This window comes from Sulfitobacter sp. W027 (genome assembly GCF_025143985.1).
Lineage (GTDB): Bacteria > Pseudomonadota > Alphaproteobacteria > Rhodobacterales > Rhodobacteraceae > Sulfitobacter.
The window spans coordinates 174,168-194,582 of the sequence record NZ_CP083566.1; the positions used below are offsets into that span (position 1 = coordinate 174,168).

Consider the following 20,415-nt stretch of genomic DNA (forward strand, 5'->3'; position numbering starts at 1 on the left):
CACTCCATGAACAATTCGCAGAAATCCTTTGCTACACGCGCCATTCACCACGGCTATGACGCCCAAAGCGAGCAGGGTGCGCTGAACCCGCCGATCTACATGAGCTCGACTTTCACCTTCGAGACGGCTGAGGCTGGCGGCGACATGTTCGCGGGCGAGCGCGAGGGGCATTTCTACACCCGCATCTCAAACCCCACGCTCGACCATCTTGAAAAGCGCATCGCCAACCTTGAAGGGGCCGAAGCCGGTCTCGCCACGGCATCTGGCATGGGGGCGATCACCTCGACGCTGTGGTCTTTCCTTGAGGCCGGCGACGAGATCATCATCGACAAGACGCTCTACGGCTGCACCTTTGCCTTCATGACCCACGGGTTGCCGCGCTTTGGGGTGAAGGTGACATTGGTCGATATGACCGAGCCTGCGAACCTCGAAGCGGCGATCAGCGCGCAAACCAAGATCGTCTACTTTGAGACCCCCGCGAACCCGAACAACCGTCTGGTCGACATTTCTGCCATCTCGGCCATCGCGCATCGCGCCGGGGCCAAGGTGGTGGTCGACAACACCTATGCCACGCCGGTCCTCACCCGCCCCATCGAGCATGGCGCGGATATCGTCGTCCATTCGGCGACGAAGTTTCTCTCTGGACATGGTGATGTGATTGCGGGTCTCGTTGTCGGCAGCAAAGAGGATATGACGCAGGTGCGGCTCGTAGGCCTCAAAGACATGACAGGTGCCGTAATGTCGCCGTTGACCGCCATGCTACTGCTGCGCGGGATCAAGACGCTGGAGCTGCGGATGGAGCGCCACTGCGCCACCGCCCGCAAAGTGGCCGAAGCGCTGGAAGCGCATCCGGCGGTGCTGCATGTCGCCTATCCGGGGTTGCAAAGCTTCCCGCAGGCCGATCTTGCGCGGCGCCAGATGAGCAACTTCGGTGGCATGATCCCCTTTGAGGTGAAGGGCGGCAAACCGGGCGGCATCGCCTTTATGAACCGGCTGAATCTCATTCAGCGCGCCGTAAGTCTTGGCGACGCGGAAAGCCTGATCCAGCACCCCGCAAGCATGACCCATTCGACCTATTCGCAAGAGGAACGCGCCGAACATGGCATCGCGGAGGGCCTCGTGCGCCTGTCCGCCGGGCTCGAAAGCGCCGATGACATCATTGATGACCTTTACGCCGCGCTTGGGGCGCATAACATGCAGGCAGCCTGATCCGGGCCCGCTCACCGGCTGCGCCATAAACCGACGTGCCCGCGATGTCACCTATCTGAAAGACCCGCCATGACCGCTCTCGCCCCTAACCATCTCAAGACCATCGAACAGCGTTTGCTGTGGCTGTCGCACTGGATGATCCACAACGCCAACCACATCCGGCCCAAGGTGGATGGGATCAAGGTGGGCGGGCATCAGGCGTCCTCCGCCTCGATGGTGTCGATCATGACTGCGCTTTATTTCAGCGCGCTGCGGCCCGAAGACCGCGTGGCGGTAAAGCCCCATGCCTCGCCGATCTTCCACGCGATGCAGTATCTGATGGGCAACCAGACCCGTGAGAAGATGGAGAACTTCCGCGGATTTCATGGCGTGCAGAGCTATCCCAGCCGGACCAAAGATATCGACGATGTGGATTTCTCCACCGGGTCCGTGGGGCTTGGGGTCGCCGTGACCTCCTTTGCCTCGCTGGTGCAGGACTACATCACCGCCAAGGCGTGGGGGGAGGACGTGACCCTCGGCCGGATGGTGGCGCTGGTCGGCGATGCCGAACTGGACGAAGGCAACATCTACGAAGCCCTGCAAGAAGGTTGGAAGAACGACCTGCGCAACACATGGTGGATCATCGACTATAACCGCCAATCGCTCGACGGGGTGGTGCGCGAAGGGCTGTTCAAACGCATCGAGCAGATTTTCGACGCTTTCGGTTGGGACGTGGTGAAGGTGAAATACGGTGCCCTGCAACGCGCGGCGTTTGAGGAGCCGGGCGGCGACAAGCTGCGCGACTGGATCGACAACTGCCCCAATCAACTCTACTCGGCACTGACCTTCATGGGCGGTGCGGTCTGGCGGCAGCGGCTGATGGACGCGCTTGGCGATCAGGGCGATGTGACTGCGCTGATCGAGGCGCGCAGTGATGACGAACTGGCCGATCTGATGGAGAACCTCGGCGGCAACTGCGTGCAGACCATGGCCGAGACCTTTGCCGCCATCGATCACGACCGCCCGGTCTGTTTCCTTGCCTATACGATTAAAGGTTGGGGCACGCCGATTGCGGGGCATAAGGACAACCACGGCGGGCTGATGAACAAAAGCCAGATGGCCGAGTGGCAGCAGCATATGGGTGTGGCCGAGGGCGAAGAGTGGGAGAAGTTCGCCACCGTCGCGGACCCTGACGCCTTGCAGGCCGCACTCGACCGCGTGCCTTTCTTCGCAAAGGGCCGCCGCCGTTACGAAGACGCAACCCTGACGGTGCCGCAGATTGAACTCTCCAGCGACCGCGAGATCTCCACCCAGATGGCCTTCGGCAAGATCCTCGACGATCTCTCCAAGGGCGACAGCGATCTGGCCGAGCGGATTGTCACCATGTCGCCGGATGTGACCGGCACGACGAACCTTGGGCCTTGGGTGAACCGGCGCAAGCTCTTCGCCCGCAAGGAACAGGCCGATACCTTTATCAACGAGAAGATCCCCTCGACCGCGAAGTGGGAATTTACGCCCACGGGCCAGCATATCGAGTTGGGCATCGCCGAGATGAACCTCTTCCTCCTGCTGGGTGCTGCGGGTCTGTCGCATTCGCTTTTTGGCAAGCGGGTCATTCCCATCGGCACGGTTTACGACCCCTTCGTCGCCCGTGGTTTGGACGCGCTGAACTATGCCTGCTATCAAGACGCGCGTTTTATGATCGTCGGTACGCCGTCGGGTGTGACACTGGCGCCCGAGGGCGGAGCGCATCAGTCCATCGGCACGCCGCTCATCGGCATGAGCCAAGACGGGCTGGCGAGCTTTGAGCCCGCTTTCGCCGACGAGTTGGCCGTGATCATGCAATGGGCCTTCGATTACCTGCAGCGTGATGGCGAGGGCGACCCGGACGAGCGCACTTGGCTGCGCGACGAGACCGGCGGCTCGGTCTATCTGCGGCTGACGACGAACCCCATCGAACAGCCCGGCAAACGTGTCGACGAAGACTTCCGCCAAGGTGCCATCGACGGGGCCTATTGGCTGCGCAAGCCGGGGCCGAACTGCGACGTGGTGATCGCCTATCAAGGGGCCGTAGCGCCCGAAGCGATAAAGGCGGCAGGGATGATTGCCGAAGGTCGGCGCGATGTGGGCGTGCTGGCTGTCACCTCCGCGGATCGTCTCAACGCCGGATGGACGGCGGCGCAACGCGCCCGGGCGCGGGGCAATGCAGAGGCGCAAAGCCACATTGAGAGCCTGCTGGCCGATCTGCCGCGCGGTTGTAAAATCGTGACGGTGATTGATGGCCACCCGGCAACGCTGTCGTGGCTCGGTTCGGTCGTCGGGCATCAGACGGTGCCGCTTGGGGTCGAGCATTTCGGCCAGACCGGGACCATCGCGGACCTCTACCAACACTTCGGCATCGACGCGCGGTCGATTGTTGAGAAGGTGCAGGGGCTGACTCCGGGCCGCCAAATGCTGCACCGTGTGGCGGGGTGACAAGCGTGCGCGGCGCAGACCTTCAACGCCGCGTCTTTTGTCTGCGTCCGGTTACTTGCCGAAATTGCTATGCACAAAGGTAGTCGAGCCAGAAGCCCCGATGCTGCTGAAGATTTCAGCCCCACAGATTGACCAACGCTTAAAGCGCTTCGTGCCGCAGCGCGTCGTCCCCCTGCGATTGCGCCCGCGCGGTGGGAGGTTGGCTTTGACAACGGCCAACTTCAGCGCCGACGCGGGGATAGATCGAACGTAAGCAACGATCCGAATAGATATATTTGACCCCTTTCAAGATCGACGATCAAAGCAAAGGCTCAACAAACGGCAGGCCAACGCAGTGGACGGAACGCCTCCAGCGCGATCGCCCTTGCAACCTGGACGGTGCCCAGAACGACCAGTGACGGTAGCGAATTTGACAGCCGTTCCGCGCGGTGGCCCCCCTGCCACTGCGCGTTCACAAATGCAGCAGTTCAGGCCACGCCAGCATCTAAATCTTGACATTTTGCCCCCTCCCTTTGATTGACGTGCAAACGAACTTGACGGGAGAGGGGACAGGGTGCGTTTTCTAGCAGGAATTGCCAGAGTGATCTGCGCGGTGAATTTAATCATCGGCAATCTCTTCTCATGGCTCTCACTCGGCATCGTGTTGGTCTGTTTCACCGTGGTCGTGCAGCGCTATGTTTTCGCGATGAGCTTCGTTTGGATGCAAGACCTCTATATCTGGCTCAACGGTGCGATGTTTACCGCTGTAGCGGGCTTTGCCCTGCTGCGGGATGACCATGTGCGCGTCGATATCTTTTACCGCCCCGCCACCATGACACGCCGCGCGCTGATTGACCTGATCGGCGTGGTCGTCTTTCTGCTGCCTTTCTGCTGGATCGTTTATGTCTATTCGATCCCCTTCGTGCAACGCGCTTGGGGATACCAAGAAGGCTCGGCCAATGTGGGCGGCATGCCAGGGCTCTATATTCTCAAGGCCTTTATCATCGGTTTTGCCTTTCTCATTGCCCTGCAAGGGATTGCATGGATCATCCGCTCCATCCTCGTGCTGAGCGGCAATGCTGAGCTGGTGCCCAAATCCATGCAATACAGCCGGGACCAAATCCCCGCAGACCATCCGCAGGGAGCCGTTTGATGGATCCGATACTGATTGGCGAGATGCTCGCCGCGCTTATGTTCTTTGGCGTGATCGGCTTTTTGCTCTTGGGCTTCCCGGTTGCCTTTACCCTTGCTGGCGTGTCGCTGCTTTTCGGCGCTGTGGGCATGGGCTTTGGCGTGTTCGACCCCTCGAACTTCGGCTCGCTGCCGAACCGTTACATCGGCTTTATGACGAACGAAGTCCTGGTCGCGGTGCCGCTCTTTATCTTCATGGGGGTGATGCTGGAACGCAGCCAGATCGCCGAGCAACTGCTGCTGACCATGGGCAAGCTATTTGGCAACATGCGCGGCGGCTTGGGTATTTCGGTGGTGCTGGTGGGTGCGATGCTCGCGGCTTCGACCGGGGTTGTCGGTGCGACTGTTGTGACCATGGGGCTGATCTCTCTGCCTGCGATGCTGCGGGCGGGCTATGATCCCAAGCTTGCCACTGGCGTCATCTGCGCGAGTGGTACGCTGGGCCAGATCATTCCGCCCTCGACCGTGCTGATTTTCATGGGTGACATGCTCGCGGGTATCAACTCTCAGGTGCAGATGGCCAAGGGTAACTTTGCGCCCGCGCCAGTGTCGGTGGGGGATCTCTTTGCCGGGGCGCTTTTGCCGGGCATTCTGCTGGTGTCGCTTTACCTTGGCTATGTGCTTTTCAAAGCTGCCACTGCGCCAGCCTCCTGCCCCGCAACCCCGGTGCCGGCTGACGAAAAGGGCGAATTGCTGCGGGACTTCTTTGTGGCGCTGGTGCCGCCGCTTTTGCTGATCCTCGCTGTTTTGGGTTCGATCCTCGGCGGTATCGCGACACCGACTGAGGCCGCCTCTGTCGGTGCCGTCGGTGCGATGGTGCTGGCAGCATTGCGCTGGCGTCTGTCCTTCCGCATTCTGCGCGAGACGATGATTGCGACAGCAACGATCACCAGCATGGTTTTCGTCATTCTGCTGGGGGCCTCGGTCTTTTCCATCGTGTTCCGCATGATGGGCGGCGACAATCTGGTGCATGAGTTCCTGAGCAACCTGCCCGGTGGCCCCTTGGCTGCTGTGGCGATGGTCATGGTGATCATGTTCTTCCTTGGGTTCATCCTTGATACTTTCGAGATCATCTTCATCGTGATCCCGATCACAGCGCCCGTGCTGTTGATGCTCGACATTGATCCGATCTGGCTGGGCGTGCTGGTGGGTGTGAACTTGCAGACGTCCTTCCTGACACCGCCGTTTGGCTTTGCGCTGTTCTATCTGCGCGGCGTGGCCCCGGCGGAACTGCCGACCAGCGCGATCTACAAGGGCATCCTGCCGTTCGTGCTGTTGCAGGTGGTGGCGATCGCGATCCTCTTTGCCTTCCCGCAGATCGTGACGTGGCTGCCGAAGGTGATTTCGGGCTGAAGCTGAAGCACTAAGGGCATCGCCCTCCCTGGGGGGCGATCGCGGCCTTTGCAAGAACCTCGGTCAGCGCATCTATCGCCACCGTTCCGGCCTTCGTTACGTTGCAAAACCGCCCTCCGGGGGGAGGGAGGGCGATGCCCGTGGTGCCCACGGGCGGGACAGTTCTCAGGCCCCTACCCCCACAGAAAAAGGCCCGGCGTTTCCACCGGGCCTTTCTACATCACTTACCAAGAAGCTCAGTACTTCAGGAACTTCTCGCGCGCCTGAATGTAGGGGCCATCGACCGACTCGGTCCGGGTGCGGACGAGGTTCAGCGCCTCGACAAAGCTCTCGGCGGTCTTTTTGACCAGCGGGTCGTCGCTTGCGCGCAGTTCCTCGACCACTTCGACCGAGGCCTTGGCTCCGGCTTCCATGATGTCGTCGGGGAAGTTGCGCACCACCACGCCATGCTCGTCGACCAGCGTCTTCAGCGCGCGCGGGTCGTTGGCGTAGAAGTCGGCGGCAACCTGGTCGTACTCGGCCTGGCTCACGTCACGGATGATCGCCTGCAGGTTCTCGGGCAGTTCCTGGTACTTCTTCTTGTCGACGACAAGCTCGGTTGCCAGACCCGACTCCACGAAGGACGGCATGTAGTAGTTCTTGGCGACCTGATGGAAACCGAGCGCCAGATCGTTGTAGGGGCCGACGAATTCGGCGGCATCGAGCGTGCCCGACTGCAGCGCCTGGAAGATCTCGCCCGCGGCCATGTTGGTCACAGTCGCGCCCAGCTTCTCCCACACGCGGCCACCGAGGCCCGGGGTCCGGAAACGCACGCCCTTCACATCGTCGAGGCTCTTGAGCTCATTGCGGAACCAGCCGCCGGCCTGCGTGCCGGTGTTGCCCGACAAGAAGCCCTGTACGCCGAACTGGTCATAGATCTCGTCCCAGAGCTCCTGACCGCCCAAATACCGCATCCAAGCCGTCAGCTCGGGCGTGGTCATGCCGTAGGGCACGCCGGTGAAGAAGGACAGCGCGGGCGACTTGTTCTGCCAGTAGTAGGCGGCACCGTGGCTCATCTCGGCGGTGCCGTCGATTACGGCATCCAGCGATTGCAGCGGCGGCACCATCTCACCAGCCGAGAAGACCTGAATCGTCAGCTCGCCACCCGAGGCGGCGGTGATCCGGTCGGCCAGACGCTGCGCGCCGACACCCAGACCGGGGAAGTTCTTGGGCCAAGTGGTGACCATGCGCCAGGTGATGTTGCCCTGTGCAATGGCGGGCGCTGCAAGTGTCGTGGCGGCAGCACCTGCCCCCAGCACACCGGCCTTGCGGATGAATGAACGACGATCCATGTTTTTCCTCCCAAACGGAAATTTGCTAAGCGTCCTCTGACATTCTTGTAGAGGGCTATGCGAAGCAGATAATCGTCGCTTTTCGAAAATGTCCATGCCTCTCGCGAATAGAAGCGGCCTCTGGCTGGACAATCTCCCCAGGAGGGGCATACGTAGTGCTACTTAAAGCGGCATTATTAGTGGTGTTTTGCCTTGTTTTCGGCAGAAAGGCCAATAATGTGCGAGCTGCCAGGGAGGGCTCAGATCTTGATAAAATTCATCGATCAGATGAACGAATTCGTCGGGCGTATTGTGTCGGTCGTGGCCGTCATCTTTGCCGCCATCATCATCTATGACGTCTTCATGCGCTATGCGCTGAATGACCCGACCCGCTGGGCTTTTGACGTCACAAAACAGCTATATGGTTTCTATTTCGTGATGTTGGGCGGCTATGCGCTGCGCCATCAGGCCCATGTGCGGGTTGACCTGATCACCGAGACCCTCGCCCCCACCCTGCGACGCTGGGTCGAAGCGGCGGGCTATGTGATCTTCTTCTTCCCCTTCGCTTGGATCTTCACCACCCGCTCTTACGAATTCGCCATGCGCTCTTACGCTCAAGGTGAGACAACCTATGGCTCGGTCCAACTGCCGGTCTACCCGCTTAAAATGGCCATGGCGCTCGCCGCCGGCCTGTTGTTGCTGCAGGGTGTGTCGGAATTCTTGAAACTCGTACTTAACCGTCAGGAAATCGCCCGTGACGCCTGAAATCATCGCTCTCGTCATGTTCGGCCTGCTTCTGCTGGGCCTTTTCATGGGTCACCCGCTAGCCTTCGTTCTCGGCGGCACCGCCGTTCTGGGCGCTGTCATCGCCGGCAAGCCGATGGTGCTGGGCATCGTCATCAACCGTATCTTTGGCGATGTGCTGGATAACTTCACCCTGATCGCGATTCCGCTGTTCATCTTGATGGCAAGGTTTCTGTCCGATTCGGGCGTGACGGATAAGATGTTCGAATCATTGCGGCTTTTGATGTCCAACATCCGCGGCGGCCTTGCGCTGGCAGTCGTTTTCATCTCGATCCTGCTGGCGGCGACCACTGGCATCATCGGCGCGTCGATCACCGTGATGGGCGTGATGGCGCTGCGTCCGATGCTGCAATATGGCTATAGCCCGACCCTGACGACCGGCGTTATCGCCGCCTCCGGCTGTCTGGGCATTCTGATCCCGCCGTCGATCATGCTGATCCTCATGGCCTCCTATTCGCCGCTTTCGGTGGGTGAGCTTTTCGCCGGGGCGATGGTGCCGGGCGTGGTACTGGGTCTGCTCTACGCCGTCTGGGTCTTCATCGTCGCCGTCGTGCGCCCCGATATGGCCCCCGCGGTTGAGCCGGATGAGAAGATCAGCAAACCCGCGCTGGTGCGGATGCTGCTGATCGAGGCCGTGCCGCCGCTGGTGCTGATCCTCGGTATCCTTGGCTCCCTGCTTGCGGGGATTGCCACCGCAACCGAAGCCTCGGCCATCGGTGCTGCGCTGGCTCTGCTTATCGTGATCATGCGCCGCAAGTTCACATGGGCGAGCTTCTATGGCGCGATGTTGGAGACGGGCCGTACCTCGGCAATGATCCTCTTTATCGTCATCGGTGCGACGGCCTTTACCGGTGTGTTCAACATCACCGGCGGTCTGCGCGCCACGCAGGAGATCATCCGCAACCTCGACATGGCGCCTTGGCTTTTGATCGCTATGATGATGTTCATCGTCTTCATCCTCGGTGCCTTCCTCGACTGGACCGGCATCGTGCTGCTGTCCTTCCCGATCTTCCTGCCCATCGTGCAGGAAATGGACGTGAGCCTTTTGTGGTTCGTCGTCCTGATGTCGGTGGTTCTGCAGACGTCCTTCCTGACCCCGCCCTTTGGCTATGCGCTGTTCTACCTGCGCGCCATTGCCCCGCGTGAGGTCAAGACGTCGCATATCATCATCGGTGTGCTGCCTTTCATCGGGTTGATCCTGATGATGTGCGTGGCCATCGCCCTGTTCCCACAGCTGGTTACCTGGCTGCCGGAAACGCTCTACACCAAGTAAACCAACGGAGGAGTATAATAATGAAAATGAAATCAACCCTTGCCGGTCTGGCACTCTGCGCGGGCTTTGCCACACAGGCAGCCGCACAAGACAACTGGACCATGACCACCACATGGCCCACCTCGCTGGAACTGATCGAGATCGACAAGCACTTTGTTGATCTGGCCAACAAGCTGACCGGGGACGACCTGACCATCGAATTCTTCGAAGGCGGCTCGCTCGTGCCAGCGGGCGAAGTCTTTGGCGCGGTTGAATCCAACACCGTGCAGGCTGGCGCCGACTGGCCCGGTTACTGGGCGGGCCGCAACTCGGCCTTCTCGCCGCTGGCAACCACGGCAAGCCTGTTTAACGCGGTCGACTATGTGAACTGGATCGAGCAGTGGGGCGGCAAAGAGCTCTACAACGAGATCTACGGAAAGTTCGGCATGGTCTATCTGCCCTACGGCGTGACCAACAACGAATCCGGCTTCCGCACCAATGAGCAGATCGTCACGCTCGAAGATCTCAAAGGCAAGCGCTTGCGTCTGTCCGGTCTGGAGCAGGGTCGTCTGCTTGAGAAACTGGGCGGCTCTCAGGTCTCCATGGCCGGTGGCGAAATCTACCAGTCGCTGGAGCGCGGCGTGATTGATGGGGCCGAGTTCTCGACACCCAACGTCGACTTCTCGGGCGGTTTCCAGCAGGTCACCAAATACTGGGCGACACCGGGCTGGCACCAGTCAGCATCCGTCTTTGGCGTGATGATCAACAAGGGCGCATGGGACGCGCTGTCGGACGAGACCCGCGAAGCGCTTGAGATCGCGGCACAGGCCAACCTCGTCTGGTCGCTCTCCTTCACCGAAAAGCGTGCGACCGAAGCCTACCAGCAGTTCATCGACGCAGGCATCGAGATCAACCGCTACGATGATGAGACGCTGGCAACTGTTCAGGAAATGGCAAACGAGACCATCGAAGAGACCGCCTGCGAGAACCCCGATTCCGCGAAGGTTTATCTGAGCCAGCTGGAGTATCTGGCAGATTACGCCAAATGGCGTGACGCTTCGGCTCCATTTAACCTGGGCCGTACACCGAATGGCCCGGACATCGAAAAAATTCGCGCCTGCGCGGAGTGATCTGAACCTACTGGTCTAACGGAAAGGCCCGCCAATCGGCGGGCCTTTTTACGTAGGATGGTAATTAGACTTTGTCCGGGCGCGGCTAAAAATCCGACAAGCTTTGGATCATAGCTCCAGAATGCCCGCGACCTCTTGCGCAAGCGCGCGGACCTCGTCCGCTGCGGGGCCGGATTTCTTGGCCTCGACCACACCCAGACCGCGGCCAAGAGCATCGGCATAGATCACTCGGTTGGCGAGTGACGACGTCAAACGCCCTGCTCCAAGTTCGGCCACGGACCGTGCCACGTCATCGCCGACCCGCGTGCCGGCGCGTGTGCGGTTCATCACGATATGTGTCGGTTTCTGCGCCCGGTCGGCCAAGTCCAATACGTCATGGGTGGCCCAAACATCAGCCTGACTGGCTGATACGGGCACAAGCACCAGATCCGACTCACGCAGGACCCAACGCACGTCGCTATCGGCCTTGGGGGGCGTATCGACAAGAATCACATCAACCTCAGTACTGACCGTCCTGATTGCGCGGGAGATCCCATAGGCCGTCGCCGTGGCGAACTTCAGTTTAAGATCGAGCCCGAGCGTCTCTTCACGAATGTCCAACCATTTGCCAAGGCTTCCTTGCGGATCCGTATCCAGCAAAGCCACGCTTTTACCTTCTGCCAGATAGGCAATCGCCAAGTTGGAAACGAGGGTTGTCTTGCCAGCCCCACCCTTCTGCTGGGCCACACAGATAATCCGGGCGCTCATTTGCTAAGCCTTCAATAGGTTCTCTGCATCGCAGCATAGCGGGCCATGTGAGTAAAAGCGACAAATACCTCCCGACGGGCGCGCGGCGCCGCCTAGCCCTCGACGCGCTTGAGAAACTTCTGCAGCCGCGCATCCTTCGGCGCACCGAAAATCTCCGGCGGCGGCCCGCTCTCAACGATCTTGCCGCCATCCATAAAGATCACACGATCCGCAATCTCGCGGGCGAATTGCATCTCATGAGTCACGATGAGCATCGTCTGTTTGCGCTCCGCCACCGCGCGCATCAGGTCCAGCACTTCACCGACCCATTCGGGGTCGAGCGCCGAGGTCGGCTCATCGAACAGCATCAGCTCGGCCCCAAGCGCCATGGCGCGGCCGATGCCGACGCGCTGTTGTTGGCCGCCCGACAGGGCCGCCGGGAAACTGTCGGCTTTGTCGGCCAAGCCAGTTTCGGCGAGCACAGCAAGCGCGCGCCGCTCGGCTTCGTCCTTGGCACGTTTCTGCACCGTGACGAGCGCCTCCATGATGTTCTCTTTCGCCGTCTTGTTCGCGAACAAGGCGTAGTTCTGAAACACCATCGCAGTCCGACGGCGCAGCGCCAGAATGTCGGCCTTGCGCGCCTTTGCGGCGTCAACCGTCACATTGCCGATGCGAATGGTCCCCGCCTGCGGCACATCGAGGAAGTTGAGACAGCGCAGTAGGGTCGATTTCCCCGTACCGGAGGGGCCGATCACGACCACGCGCTCGCCCTCGGCAATCTGCAGATCAATGCCATTCAGAACCGGCGCGCCGCCGAAATGTTTGATCAGGCCAGTGATATCGATCATCGGACGAACGCCTTATTGAGATAGGTTTCAAGCCGCTTCTGGGCTTGGCTGAGGGCCTCGACAATGACCCAATAGATCATCGCCACGACGAGATAGGCCTCAAAATAGAGAAAGCTGCCCGCCGCTTCTTTCTGTGCGGCGCCCATCATCTCGGTCACGCCAAGGGTGAAGGCCAGTGAGGTGCCTTTGATCATGTCGATGAAGTAGTTGACCAATGTGGGCGCGGCGATCCGGGCGGCCTGTGGCAGGATGATCCGCCCCATCATCTGGCTCTGGGTCATGCCGATCGACTGCGCCGCCTCCCATTGGCTGCGGTCCACGCCCATGATCGCGGCGCGGATGCTTTCGGCCATATAGGCCGAGAAATGCAAGGTCAGCCCCATGATCGCGGCGGTCACGCCATTGATCTCCGCCAAGAAGGACAGAACCTGCGGCAGGCCGAAGTAGAAAAGGAACAACTGCACCAGCAGCGGCGTGCCCCGAAAGAAACTGATGAAAATGATTACGAACCAGTCAAGCACGGGCACCTTGGCCACACGCTCAACCGCCAAAAGAGAGGCGAGGATGAGTGCGAACACCATCCCCGCCACCGCCATGAACAATGTCAGCGGTACATAGCCCAATATGACGGGCACCAGCCCCAGCATGTAGTCAAGGTCTAGCGCCCGCATGGGTTACTCCGCTTTGGTAATGTCAGTCCCGAACCATTTGTCCGAGATTTCAGCCAATGTACCGTCTTCACGCAGGGATTCCAGCGCCGCATCGACCCGGTCTCGCAGGGCGCGGCCTTCGTCGGTGTCTTGGAACGGCAACGCGTTGCGGATTTCAGAGAAGGGCTTGCCTGCCAGTTGCAGCGGCAAGGGGCTTTCCTGAATGAGCTGTGCAGAGGAGACGCGGTCCATCACAAAGGCGTCGACCCGGCCAAGGGCGGTGTCTTGGGCGATGTTCGACTCGTAGGTTTTAATCTCAATTTCATCAGCAAAGTCGAGTTCGTTCAACAACTGCTCAAAGTTCGATCCGAGGTTCACCGCCACGGTCTTGCCGCGCAAGTCTTCGACGCCGCCGATCTCTTCGTTGCCATCTTTGGTCACGACCTGTGCGCCGTCAAAGACGTAAGGTGTTGTGAAAGCGAACTTTTCCTCCCGCTCTGGCGTGATGGTGATCTGGTTGGCGATCGTGTCGATGCGGCCAGCGTCCAGCGCGCCAATCAGACCGGAGAAGGCCATAGTTTCAAAGGTAACTTCAAAGCCCGCTTCATCGCCGACGGCATTCATCACGTCGACCTCAAAACCTTGCAGCTCATCCTGTTTGACGAAGGTGAAGGGGAAATAGCCTCCCGACATTCCGACGCGCAGCGTCTCATTGTCTTGGGCAAAGGCTGCGGAGCCGGAAACCGAGGCGAGTGCGGCGGCGGTAACGATCTGTTTCAGCATTGAATTTACTCCTGTAACGCTTGAGCTTCAAATGTCACCGGGCGCTGCCCGCTTCAACACCGTCGCTAAAACAGGAACGTTTGGCGGGCGGGATCGGTTCGGATGGAACGTTGGCTTGGATGAGGGTGGGAACGTGGATTAGTTTCCGCCTTTGCGTATTTGAACAGAACAGTTTTCTCCGTCTAGGGGGTGAAAACCGTATCTGCGGAACGGATATGTGAAAAACGCATACCTGCGGCAGGCTTAAAAAGCGTCGATATCGAGCCCTTCGGCGGCCCAAGCTGCCAGTTTTCTGTCTACCGTTTTGCGAGACACGCCCAACCGCCGCGCGGCCTCTGCCCGGTTGCCTTTGCACAGATCGAGAATGTGCAGCATGTGGCGCTGTGTGACGAGTTCGAGGTCTTCGATCGCCCGTGGTCCATCAACCGAGCCATGCCCTGCGAAGGCTTCGGGCAAGCTGCCAAGGATGACCGAGCGTTCGATCAGGTTTCGCAATTCGCGCACATTGCCTGGCCAGTCGTAGCGCCGGAGTTTAAGCAAGGTCTCCGCATCCAATCGCAGCGCGGGCATACCAAGCGCAGTAGAGAATTGTTGCATGAACATCGCGGCCAGCTCCACAATATCGTCTGAGCGGTCCTTGAGCGGCGGCATCGCGACTTCGACCACATTCATGCGGTGATAGAGGTCTGCTCGGAAGCGCCCCTCCGCCACCGCTTTCGGCAAATCGGCATTGGTGGCGAAAAGAAACCGCAGGTTCAGCGGGATCTCCCGTTCGGCCCCCTCGGGGCGGATACGCTGGTCTTCCAACACCCGCAGCAGCGCCGCCTGAAGCTGTTCGGGCATCTGCGCTACTTCATCTAGGAACAGCGTGCCGCCATCGGCCAAAAGGAACAGACCCGGTTGCAGGGTTTCATTCCCTTCCACCGCCCCAAAGAGTTCCGGCACGATCCGATCCGGCGTGATGGCAGCGCAGTTCACCGCGACAAAGGGATTGTCAGCGCGGTCAGACATCTGATGCAATTGCCGCGCGGCCAACTCCTTGCCCGTGCCGCTGGCTCCGGTGAAAAGAACCGGGGTCGGCACAGGGGCGAGGCGGCTCAGCATGCTGCGCACCTTTGCCAGCGCTTCGGACTTGCCGAGCATTTGAACCGCAGCGCCGCCATGCAACTCGCGCCGAAGCAGCGTATTGTCACGGCGCAGGTTCTTGCGGTCCAGCGTGCGGGACACCGCACCGAGGATTTGGTTCGCCCGAAAGGGTTTCAGCACGAAATCACTGACCCCTGCCCGCAACGCGGCAATGGCGGTCTCGAGATCGGCATAAGCGGTGATCAGGATCGTATCGGCGTAGAACCCCTTGCGGCGCTGCTCCACCACCCATTCCAGACCGGTTTTGCCGGGCATGACATTGTCGAGCACGACCACATCAAAATGCGCCTCATCCAAGAGTTTGGTGGCCTCCGCAGGCGACGCCGCCTGCGCGACGCGCTTGACGCGCGGCTCCAGAATCTTAGTCAGGAAATGGCGCATGCCCGGTTCGTCGTCGATCACTAGGACCGACGCGCCTTCGAGCGTGCCGCCGTATTCATCGCCTGCCGCCATGATATGCCTCTTCGGTGTCAGTCCAATCGGACGTTTTCACCTGAATAGACCTCGGCCGAGGAAAAGCCTATCTCATGCAGTCCGAAATAGGCCACAACGCCGATCACCGCGACGCCCAGAAACCCTGCCAGCATGGCTTTCATTGCGCGTATCCTTTTACCTGAACGCCGCCGCCCGTCATTCTGCGGGGGTCCGTTTGTCATGCTTGACCTCATCGAGCCAGAGCGAGTGGTGCTGCTCTGCCCAACGTTCATCAACCTCGCCGTTGCCCATGGCGTCAAAGGCGCCCTCCATACCGAGTGTCCCGATATAGATGTGGCCCAAGATCACCGCCATCATCACAAAGCCGATGATCGCATGCCAAAGCTGTGCATATTGCATTTCCGCATGAGGCGTCAGATCGTCCTGCAAGGGACCAAGGCCCGCCGCGTCAGCCACGCCGATGTCGTTGATAAGACCAAAGGTATGGCCAAAAAGCTGGATCTCAAAGGGGAACAGCAGCGACAGGCCCGAGAGCGATACAGAGAAGCCCAAGAGGATCACGGCCCAGAAGACAATCTTTTGGCCGAAGTTAAACTTTTTGGCGGGCGGGTGTTTGTCGCCGATAAAGCCACCGCCCTGTTTGATCCAGACCCAATCAGTCTTGTTCGGGATATTGTGCCAAATCCACATGAAGAAAACCATGACCAGCGCGATCATAAAGGCCCATGAGACGTTGTTGTGGATGAACTTCGATCCGGTCAGCAGGACAGAGTTAAACTCATGCCCTAAAAGCGGGATGACGACCTTACGGCCAAAGAGCGTGGCCAAGCCGGTCAGTGCGAGCAAGATGAACGATCCCGCCAGCATCCAATGCGCGAAACGCTCAATCGCTTTGAAACGGGTTACAGTGCGGCCAACCTTGCCGCCTTCGATGCGGATGCGCCCTCGCAGCAAATAGAACAGCAAGAGCACGGCCAGTGTCCCCGCCAGCAGCCAGCTGCCGTAAGTCGCCAGCGGCCCTTCACGGAAGTTCAGCCACCAGATGCCGTTGTCTTGCACCAGCACGCGGCCGGTCTTGTTCATGGTGCTGACCTTTACGGGCAACTCGTCATAGCGAATACCACGCCACAGGTCTGGGTCGGAGCGTCCACCCAACGGGCCAAGCCCCGGCACCGTCGCGGCATCGCCACCTAGGTTATTGCGTCTGAACCCATCGTCGATTTCGGCACCGCTCTGTCGGCGTTCGATATCAGCCAAGTTCTGAGCCCCACCGGTGCTGGTGCGGTCAATCGCCGAAGGAGTCGCGTTCTCGGGCAGGCGCACGTCCTGCGCCGTAGCGCTGACCGGCAGCGCGGCCAAGGCGAGAATGAAAAGAGCCATCAGGTGGCGCAGCATGGGTAATCCCCCGGCTAGACAGATATGGAGAAAAGGGACGGCCCGGTCAGGCCGCCCCGAAAGCCGTTACTGGCCCTTTTGCTCGTAAGCCGTGCCCCAGCCCCAAGCGCCGGAACCAAAGCCGCGCGCGACGACGCGCTCGCGGTAGATGTCGGAGACCATGTCACCGTCACCGGCCAGCAGCGCTTTGGTCGAACACATCTCGGCGCAGATCGGCAGTTTGCCTTCCGCAATCCGGTTGCGGCCGTACTTCTGGAACTCGGCTTGGCTGTGGTTCTCTTCGGGGCCACCGGCGCAGAAGGTACATTTGTCCATCTTGCCGCGGCTGCCGAAGTTGCCGGCCTGCGGATACTGCGGCGCGCCGAAGGGACAGGCGTAGAAGCAGTAACCGCAGCCGATGCAGAGGTCCTTGGAGTGGAGCACAATGCCGTCATCTGTCTGGTAGAAACAATCTACCGGGCAGACCGCCATGCAGGGCGCATCCGAGCAGTGCATACAGGCGACCGAGATCGAGCGTTCGCCCGGCTGGCCGTCCTGAATGGTCACCACGCGGCGGCGGTTGATGCCCCAAGGTACTTCGTGTTCGTTCTTACAAGCCGTTACACATGCGTTGCATTCAATGCAGCGCTCGGCATCGCAGAGAAACTTTGCTCTTGCCATTCTCTTATCTCCTTACGCTGGCATAATCTTGCAGAGAGTCGCTTTGGTCTCCTGCATTTGCGTGACTGAATCGTAGCCGTAGGTCTGAACCGTGTTGGTGCTTTCGCCCAGAACAATCGGATCGGCCCCGTCGGGGTATTTGTCCCGCAGGCTGACGCCGCCCATGTGCCCGCCGAAGTGGAAGGGCATGAAGGCCACGCCCTCGCCCACCCGTTCGGTGACCATGGCCATCACCTTGATCTTGCCCCCCTCCGGGCCTTCGACCCAGACATCGGCCCCGTCACGTACGCCCAGATTGTTGGCGTCACGGGTGTTGATCTCGATGAACATGTTCTGCTGCAGCTCGGCCAACCATGGGTTCGACCGGGTCTCGTCCCCGCCGCCCTCATATTCGACCAGACGGCCAGAGGTGAGGATGATCGGGAACTCCTCAGAAAAGTCATTCTTTTGGATGGACGCATAAAGCGTCGGCACCCTCCAGAAGGTCTTATCGTCATAGGTCGGATAATCCGCCACCAGATCACGCCGGTTGGAATAGAGCGGCTCGCGGTGTTTTGGCACCGGGTCGGGGAAGGTCCAGACCACGCAGCGGGCCTTGGCGTTGCCGAAGGGTGCGCAGCCATGCTCGATCGCCACCCGCTGGATGCCGCCCGAGAGGTCGGTCTTCCAGTTGATACCGCCAACTTGGGCCACGTAATCCGACTCCATCTCGCCCTGTTGCGAGGTTTCGCCGACTTCCTCTTGACCATCGTCCGCATTCTCCGGGGCTTGATAGCCCGCGACGGCTTCGATGCTCTGCCGTTCCTCCGCCGTCAGATCGCCGTCCCATCCCAGATCCATCAGCATCTGCATGGTGAATTCGGGATAGCCGTCCTTGATCTCGGACCCTTTGGAATAGACGCCTTCGGCCAGCAGGTTCTCACCATCCCGCTCCACGCCGAAACGGGCGCGGAAGGTCAGGCCACCTTCGGCAACCGGCAGCGACATATCGTAAAGGTTCGCGGTGCCGGGGTGGTTCATTTCGGGTGTGCCCCAGCAGGGCCACGGCATGCCATAGTAATCGCCATCGGCAGGGCCGCCTTTGGCGCGCAGGGTGGTCTTGTCGAAGGTATGCTGGTTCTGCATGTGCATCTTCATCCGCTCGGGCGACTGCCCGGTGTAGCCGATGGTCCACATGCCGCGGTTGAACTCGCGGGTCAGATCCTCGACCAGCGGCTCTTCACCGTTCACTTCGATGTTGCGGAACATGCGATCCTCGAAGCCGAATTTCTTGGCGAACTTGTAGAGGATCGTTTGGTCCGGCAGGCTTTCGAACAGCGGTTCGACGACCTTTTCGCGCCACTGCAGCGAGCGGTTGGACGCGGTGACAGAACCCGATGTCTCGAACTGCGTACAGGCCGGAAGCAGATAGGTATTGTCGGTCCGGTCATGCAGAACGGCGGAAACGGTCGGGTAAGGATCGACCACGACCAGCAGGTCGAGCTTCTCCATCGCCGTTTTCATCTCACCCTGACGGGTCTGCGAGTTCGGCGCATGGCCCCAGAGCACCATCGCCTTGGTATTGTCCGGCTGCTCAAGGTTCTCGCGCGCTTCAAGCACACCGTCGATCCATCGCGATACCGGGATGCCGGTGAGGTTAATCATCTTCTGCTCTTCACCCGCGCCATCGGTCCAAGACGCGAAACGGCTCTGGATCCATTCCAGATCCTCGCCCCAGACGCGCGCCCAATGGGCCCAGGAACCGTCCGACAGACCGTAGTAGCCCGGCAGCGTGTCGGCCAGAACGCCGAGGTCCGTGGCACCCTGCACGTTGTCGTGACCGCGGAAGATGTTGGTGCCGCCACCGGCGGTGCCCATGTTGCCCAGAGCCAGCTGCAAGATGCAGTAAGCGCGGGTGTTGTTGTTACCATTGGTGTGCTGCGTCCCACCCATGCACCAGATCACGGTGCCGGGGCGGTGGTTCGCCAAGGTCCGCGCAACGCGCTGAAGCTGCTCGCCCGGAACACCGGTGACGCGCTCGACCTCGTCGGGCGTCCAGTTGGCGACTTCCTTGCGGATCTCATCCATGCCCCAGACACGGGTGCGGATGAACTCCTTGTCCTCCCAACCGTTCTCGAAGATGTGGTAGAGGATACCCCATACCAGCGCCACGTCCGAGCCCGGACGGAAGCGGACGAATTCGTCCGCATGGGCCGCGGTGCGGGTGAAACGCGGGTCGCAGACGATCAGCGGCGCGTTGTTTTCCTCTTTTGCCTTCAGCACGTGCTGCAGCGAGACCGGGTGCGCCTCGGCGGGGTTGCCGCCGATGATGAAGATCGCCTTCGACTTGTGGATGTCGTTGTAGCTGTTGGTCATGGCGCCGTAGCCCCATGTGTTCGCCACGCCCGCCACGGTGGTGGAGTGACAGATCCGCGCCTGGTGGTCGACGTTGTTGGTGCCCCAATAGGCGGCAAACTTGCGGAACAGATAGGCCTGTTCGTTGGAATGTTTGGCCGAGCCCAGCCAATAGACCGAATCCGGGCCGGAGGTGTCACGGATCGACAGCATCTGATCGCCGATCTCGTTGATCGCCTGCTCCCAGGAAATTCGCTGCCATTCTCCGCCGACTTTCTTCATCGGGTACTTCAGGCGGCGCTCGCCGTGGGCGTGCTCGCGGACCGAGGCACCCTTGGCGCAATGCGCGCCGAGGTTGAAGGGGCTGTCCCAACCGGGTTCCTGACCCAGCCAAACACCGTCCGACACTTCCGCGATGACGGTACAACCGACCGAGCAATGGGTGCAGACGGATTTCTTGATTTCCATCTTGCCGCTGACGGCGGCTGTGGCGGCTGATGCCTGTTGCACGCTGCCCGCGGTGCCTGCGATCGCCGCAAGCCCGCCGATGGCAAGGCCCGAACCGCGCAGAAACGCACGCCGGTCAATTCCGCTGCGCGCCACGTCGGACATGATGCCTGCCCGCTGCGCAGACCGCGCGACCCCATTGGTCTTTTTCCTCAACATATCTTCACTCCCTATGCGCGGGGCTGGTCCCCGCCTGAGGTGGCTATTGAACGGCGGGCGCTGGACGCCCTGCCAAGTTTACGGGGTTAG

The 20,415-nt window shown here is 60.4% G+C and carries 17 protein-coding genes; 7 read left to right on the forward strand and 10 right to left on the reverse strand.

All coding sequences use genetic code 11. From position 1 onward, the window contains the following. The first annotated feature begins 6 nt into the window (after positions 1 to 6). The 4 genes from K3759_RS18310 to K3759_RS18325 all read left to right on the forward strand — a co-directional run bounded on the left by K3759_RS18310 (position 7) and on the right by K3759_RS18325 (position 6,186). A complete protein-coding gene (locus tag K3759_RS18310; RefSeq protein ID WP_259986037.1) occupies positions 7 to 1,209 on the forward strand; it encodes a methionine gamma-lyase in 1,203 nt (400 codons plus the stop codon). 69 nt (positions 1,210 to 1,278) lie between these two features. After that, positions 1,279 to 3,663: a transketolase-like TK C-terminal-containing protein gene (locus tag K3759_RS18315; protein WP_259986039.1), complete on the forward strand. Its 2,385-nt coding sequence runs from the start codon at positions 1,279 to 1,281 to the stop codon at positions 3,661 to 3,663. Positions 3,664 to 4,216: 553 nt separating this feature from the next. Further along, positions 4,217 to 4,795, forward strand: coding sequence for a TRAP transporter small permease subunit (locus tag K3759_RS18320; protein ID WP_259986040.1), 579 nt, complete (start codon positions 4,217 to 4,219; stop codon positions 4,793 to 4,795). Further along, the gene (locus K3759_RS18325) at positions 4,795 to 6,186 is read left to right on the forward strand and encodes a TRAP transporter large permease subunit (RefSeq protein ID WP_259986041.1); all 1,392 of its coding nucleotides are present in this window, start codon (positions 4,795 to 4,797) and stop codon (positions 6,184 to 6,186) included. Before K3759_RS18320 ends, K3759_RS18325 begins: the two co-directional genes overlap by 1 nt. Positions 6,187 to 6,422: 236 nt before the next feature. On the opposite strand, the gene K3759_RS18330 is transcribed toward K3759_RS18325, so the two are convergent. Next, positions 6,423 to 7,517, reverse strand: coding sequence for a TRAP transporter substrate-binding protein (locus K3759_RS18330; protein WP_259986042.1), 1,095 nt, complete (start codon positions 7,515 to 7,517; stop codon positions 6,423 to 6,425). A gap of 243 nt (positions 7,518 to 7,760) precedes the next feature. Here K3759_RS18330 and K3759_RS18335 point away from each other — a divergent pair, with 243 nt between their 5' ends. From K3759_RS18335 to dctP, 3 genes are read left to right on the forward strand one after another with little or no spacing between them, the layout of a single operon-like run. Then, entirely contained in the window at positions 7,761 to 8,261 is a 501-nt protein-coding gene (locus tag K3759_RS18335; RefSeq protein WP_259986222.1) for a TRAP transporter small permease subunit, read from the forward strand. Further along, the gene (locus K3759_RS18340; RefSeq protein ID WP_259986043.1) at positions 8,251 to 9,573 is read left to right on the forward strand and encodes a TRAP transporter large permease subunit; all 1,323 of its coding nucleotides are present in this window, start codon (positions 8,251 to 8,253) and stop codon (positions 9,571 to 9,573) included. Before K3759_RS18335 ends, K3759_RS18340 begins: the two co-directional genes overlap by 11 nt. A 20-nt stretch (positions 9,574 to 9,593) precedes the next feature. Beyond that, positions 9,594 to 10,682 (forward strand): TRAP transporter substrate-binding protein DctP, encoded by a 1,089-nt coding sequence (dctP, locus tag K3759_RS18345; RefSeq protein ID WP_409202527.1) that lies wholly within the window; start codon positions 9,594 to 9,596, stop codon positions 10,680 to 10,682. A gap of 108 nt (positions 10,683 to 10,790) precedes the next feature. Here dctP and parA read toward each other — a convergent pair whose 3' ends face one another. From parA to K3759_RS18390, 9 genes are all read right to left on the reverse strand, one after another. After that, positions 10,791 to 11,429 carry a ParA family partition ATPase gene (parA, locus tag K3759_RS18350; protein WP_259986044.1) on the reverse strand — a complete coding sequence of 213 codons (639 nt, stop codon included), beginning with the start codon at positions 11,427 to 11,429 and terminating at the stop codon, positions 10,791 to 10,793. A 92-nt stretch (positions 11,430 to 11,521) separates the two neighbouring features. Continuing rightward, the gene (locus K3759_RS18355; protein WP_259986045.1) at positions 11,522 to 12,256 is read right to left on the reverse strand and encodes an amino acid ABC transporter ATP-binding protein; all 735 of its coding nucleotides are present in this window, start codon (positions 12,254 to 12,256) and stop codon (positions 11,522 to 11,524) included. Next, positions 12,253 to 12,927 (reverse strand): amino acid ABC transporter permease, encoded by a 675-nt coding sequence (locus tag K3759_RS18360; protein WP_259986046.1) that lies wholly within the window; start codon positions 12,925 to 12,927, stop codon positions 12,253 to 12,255. Before K3759_RS18360 ends, K3759_RS18355 begins: the two co-directional genes overlap by 4 nt. 3 nt (positions 12,928 to 12,930) lie before the next feature. After that, entirely contained in the window at positions 12,931 to 13,689 is a 759-nt protein-coding gene (locus tag K3759_RS18365) for an amino acid ABC transporter substrate-binding protein (protein ID WP_259986047.1), read from the reverse strand. A gap of 243 nt (positions 13,690 to 13,932) precedes the next feature. Beyond that, positions 13,933 to 15,288 (reverse strand): sigma-54 dependent transcriptional regulator, encoded by a 1,356-nt coding sequence (locus tag K3759_RS18370; protein WP_259986049.1) that lies wholly within the window; start codon positions 15,286 to 15,288, stop codon positions 13,933 to 13,935. A 17-nt stretch (positions 15,289 to 15,305) separates the two neighbouring features. Continuing rightward, the gene (locus K3759_RS18375) at positions 15,306 to 15,431 is read right to left on the reverse strand and encodes a hypothetical protein (protein ID WP_259950196.1); all 126 of its coding nucleotides are present in this window, start codon (positions 15,429 to 15,431) and stop codon (positions 15,306 to 15,308) included. A gap of 34 nt (positions 15,432 to 15,465) precedes the next feature. After that, complete coding sequence (locus K3759_RS18380; RefSeq protein WP_259986050.1) at positions 15,466 to 16,665, reverse strand: formate dehydrogenase subunit gamma; 1,200 nt, start codon at positions 16,663 to 16,665, stop codon at positions 15,466 to 15,468. Between the two features lie 66 nt (positions 16,666 to 16,731). After that, on the reverse strand, positions 16,732 to 17,325 hold the full coding sequence (gene fdh3B, locus K3759_RS18385) for a formate dehydrogenase FDH3 subunit beta (protein ID WP_067266580.1): 594 nt from the start codon (positions 17,323 to 17,325) through the stop codon (positions 16,732 to 16,734). Positions 17,326 to 17,337: 12 nt separating this feature from the next. After that, entirely contained in the window at positions 17,338 to 20,325 is a 2,988-nt protein-coding gene (locus K3759_RS18390; protein WP_259986051.1) for a formate dehydrogenase subunit alpha, read from the reverse strand. Positions 20,326 to 20,415: the final 90 nt, after the last annotated feature.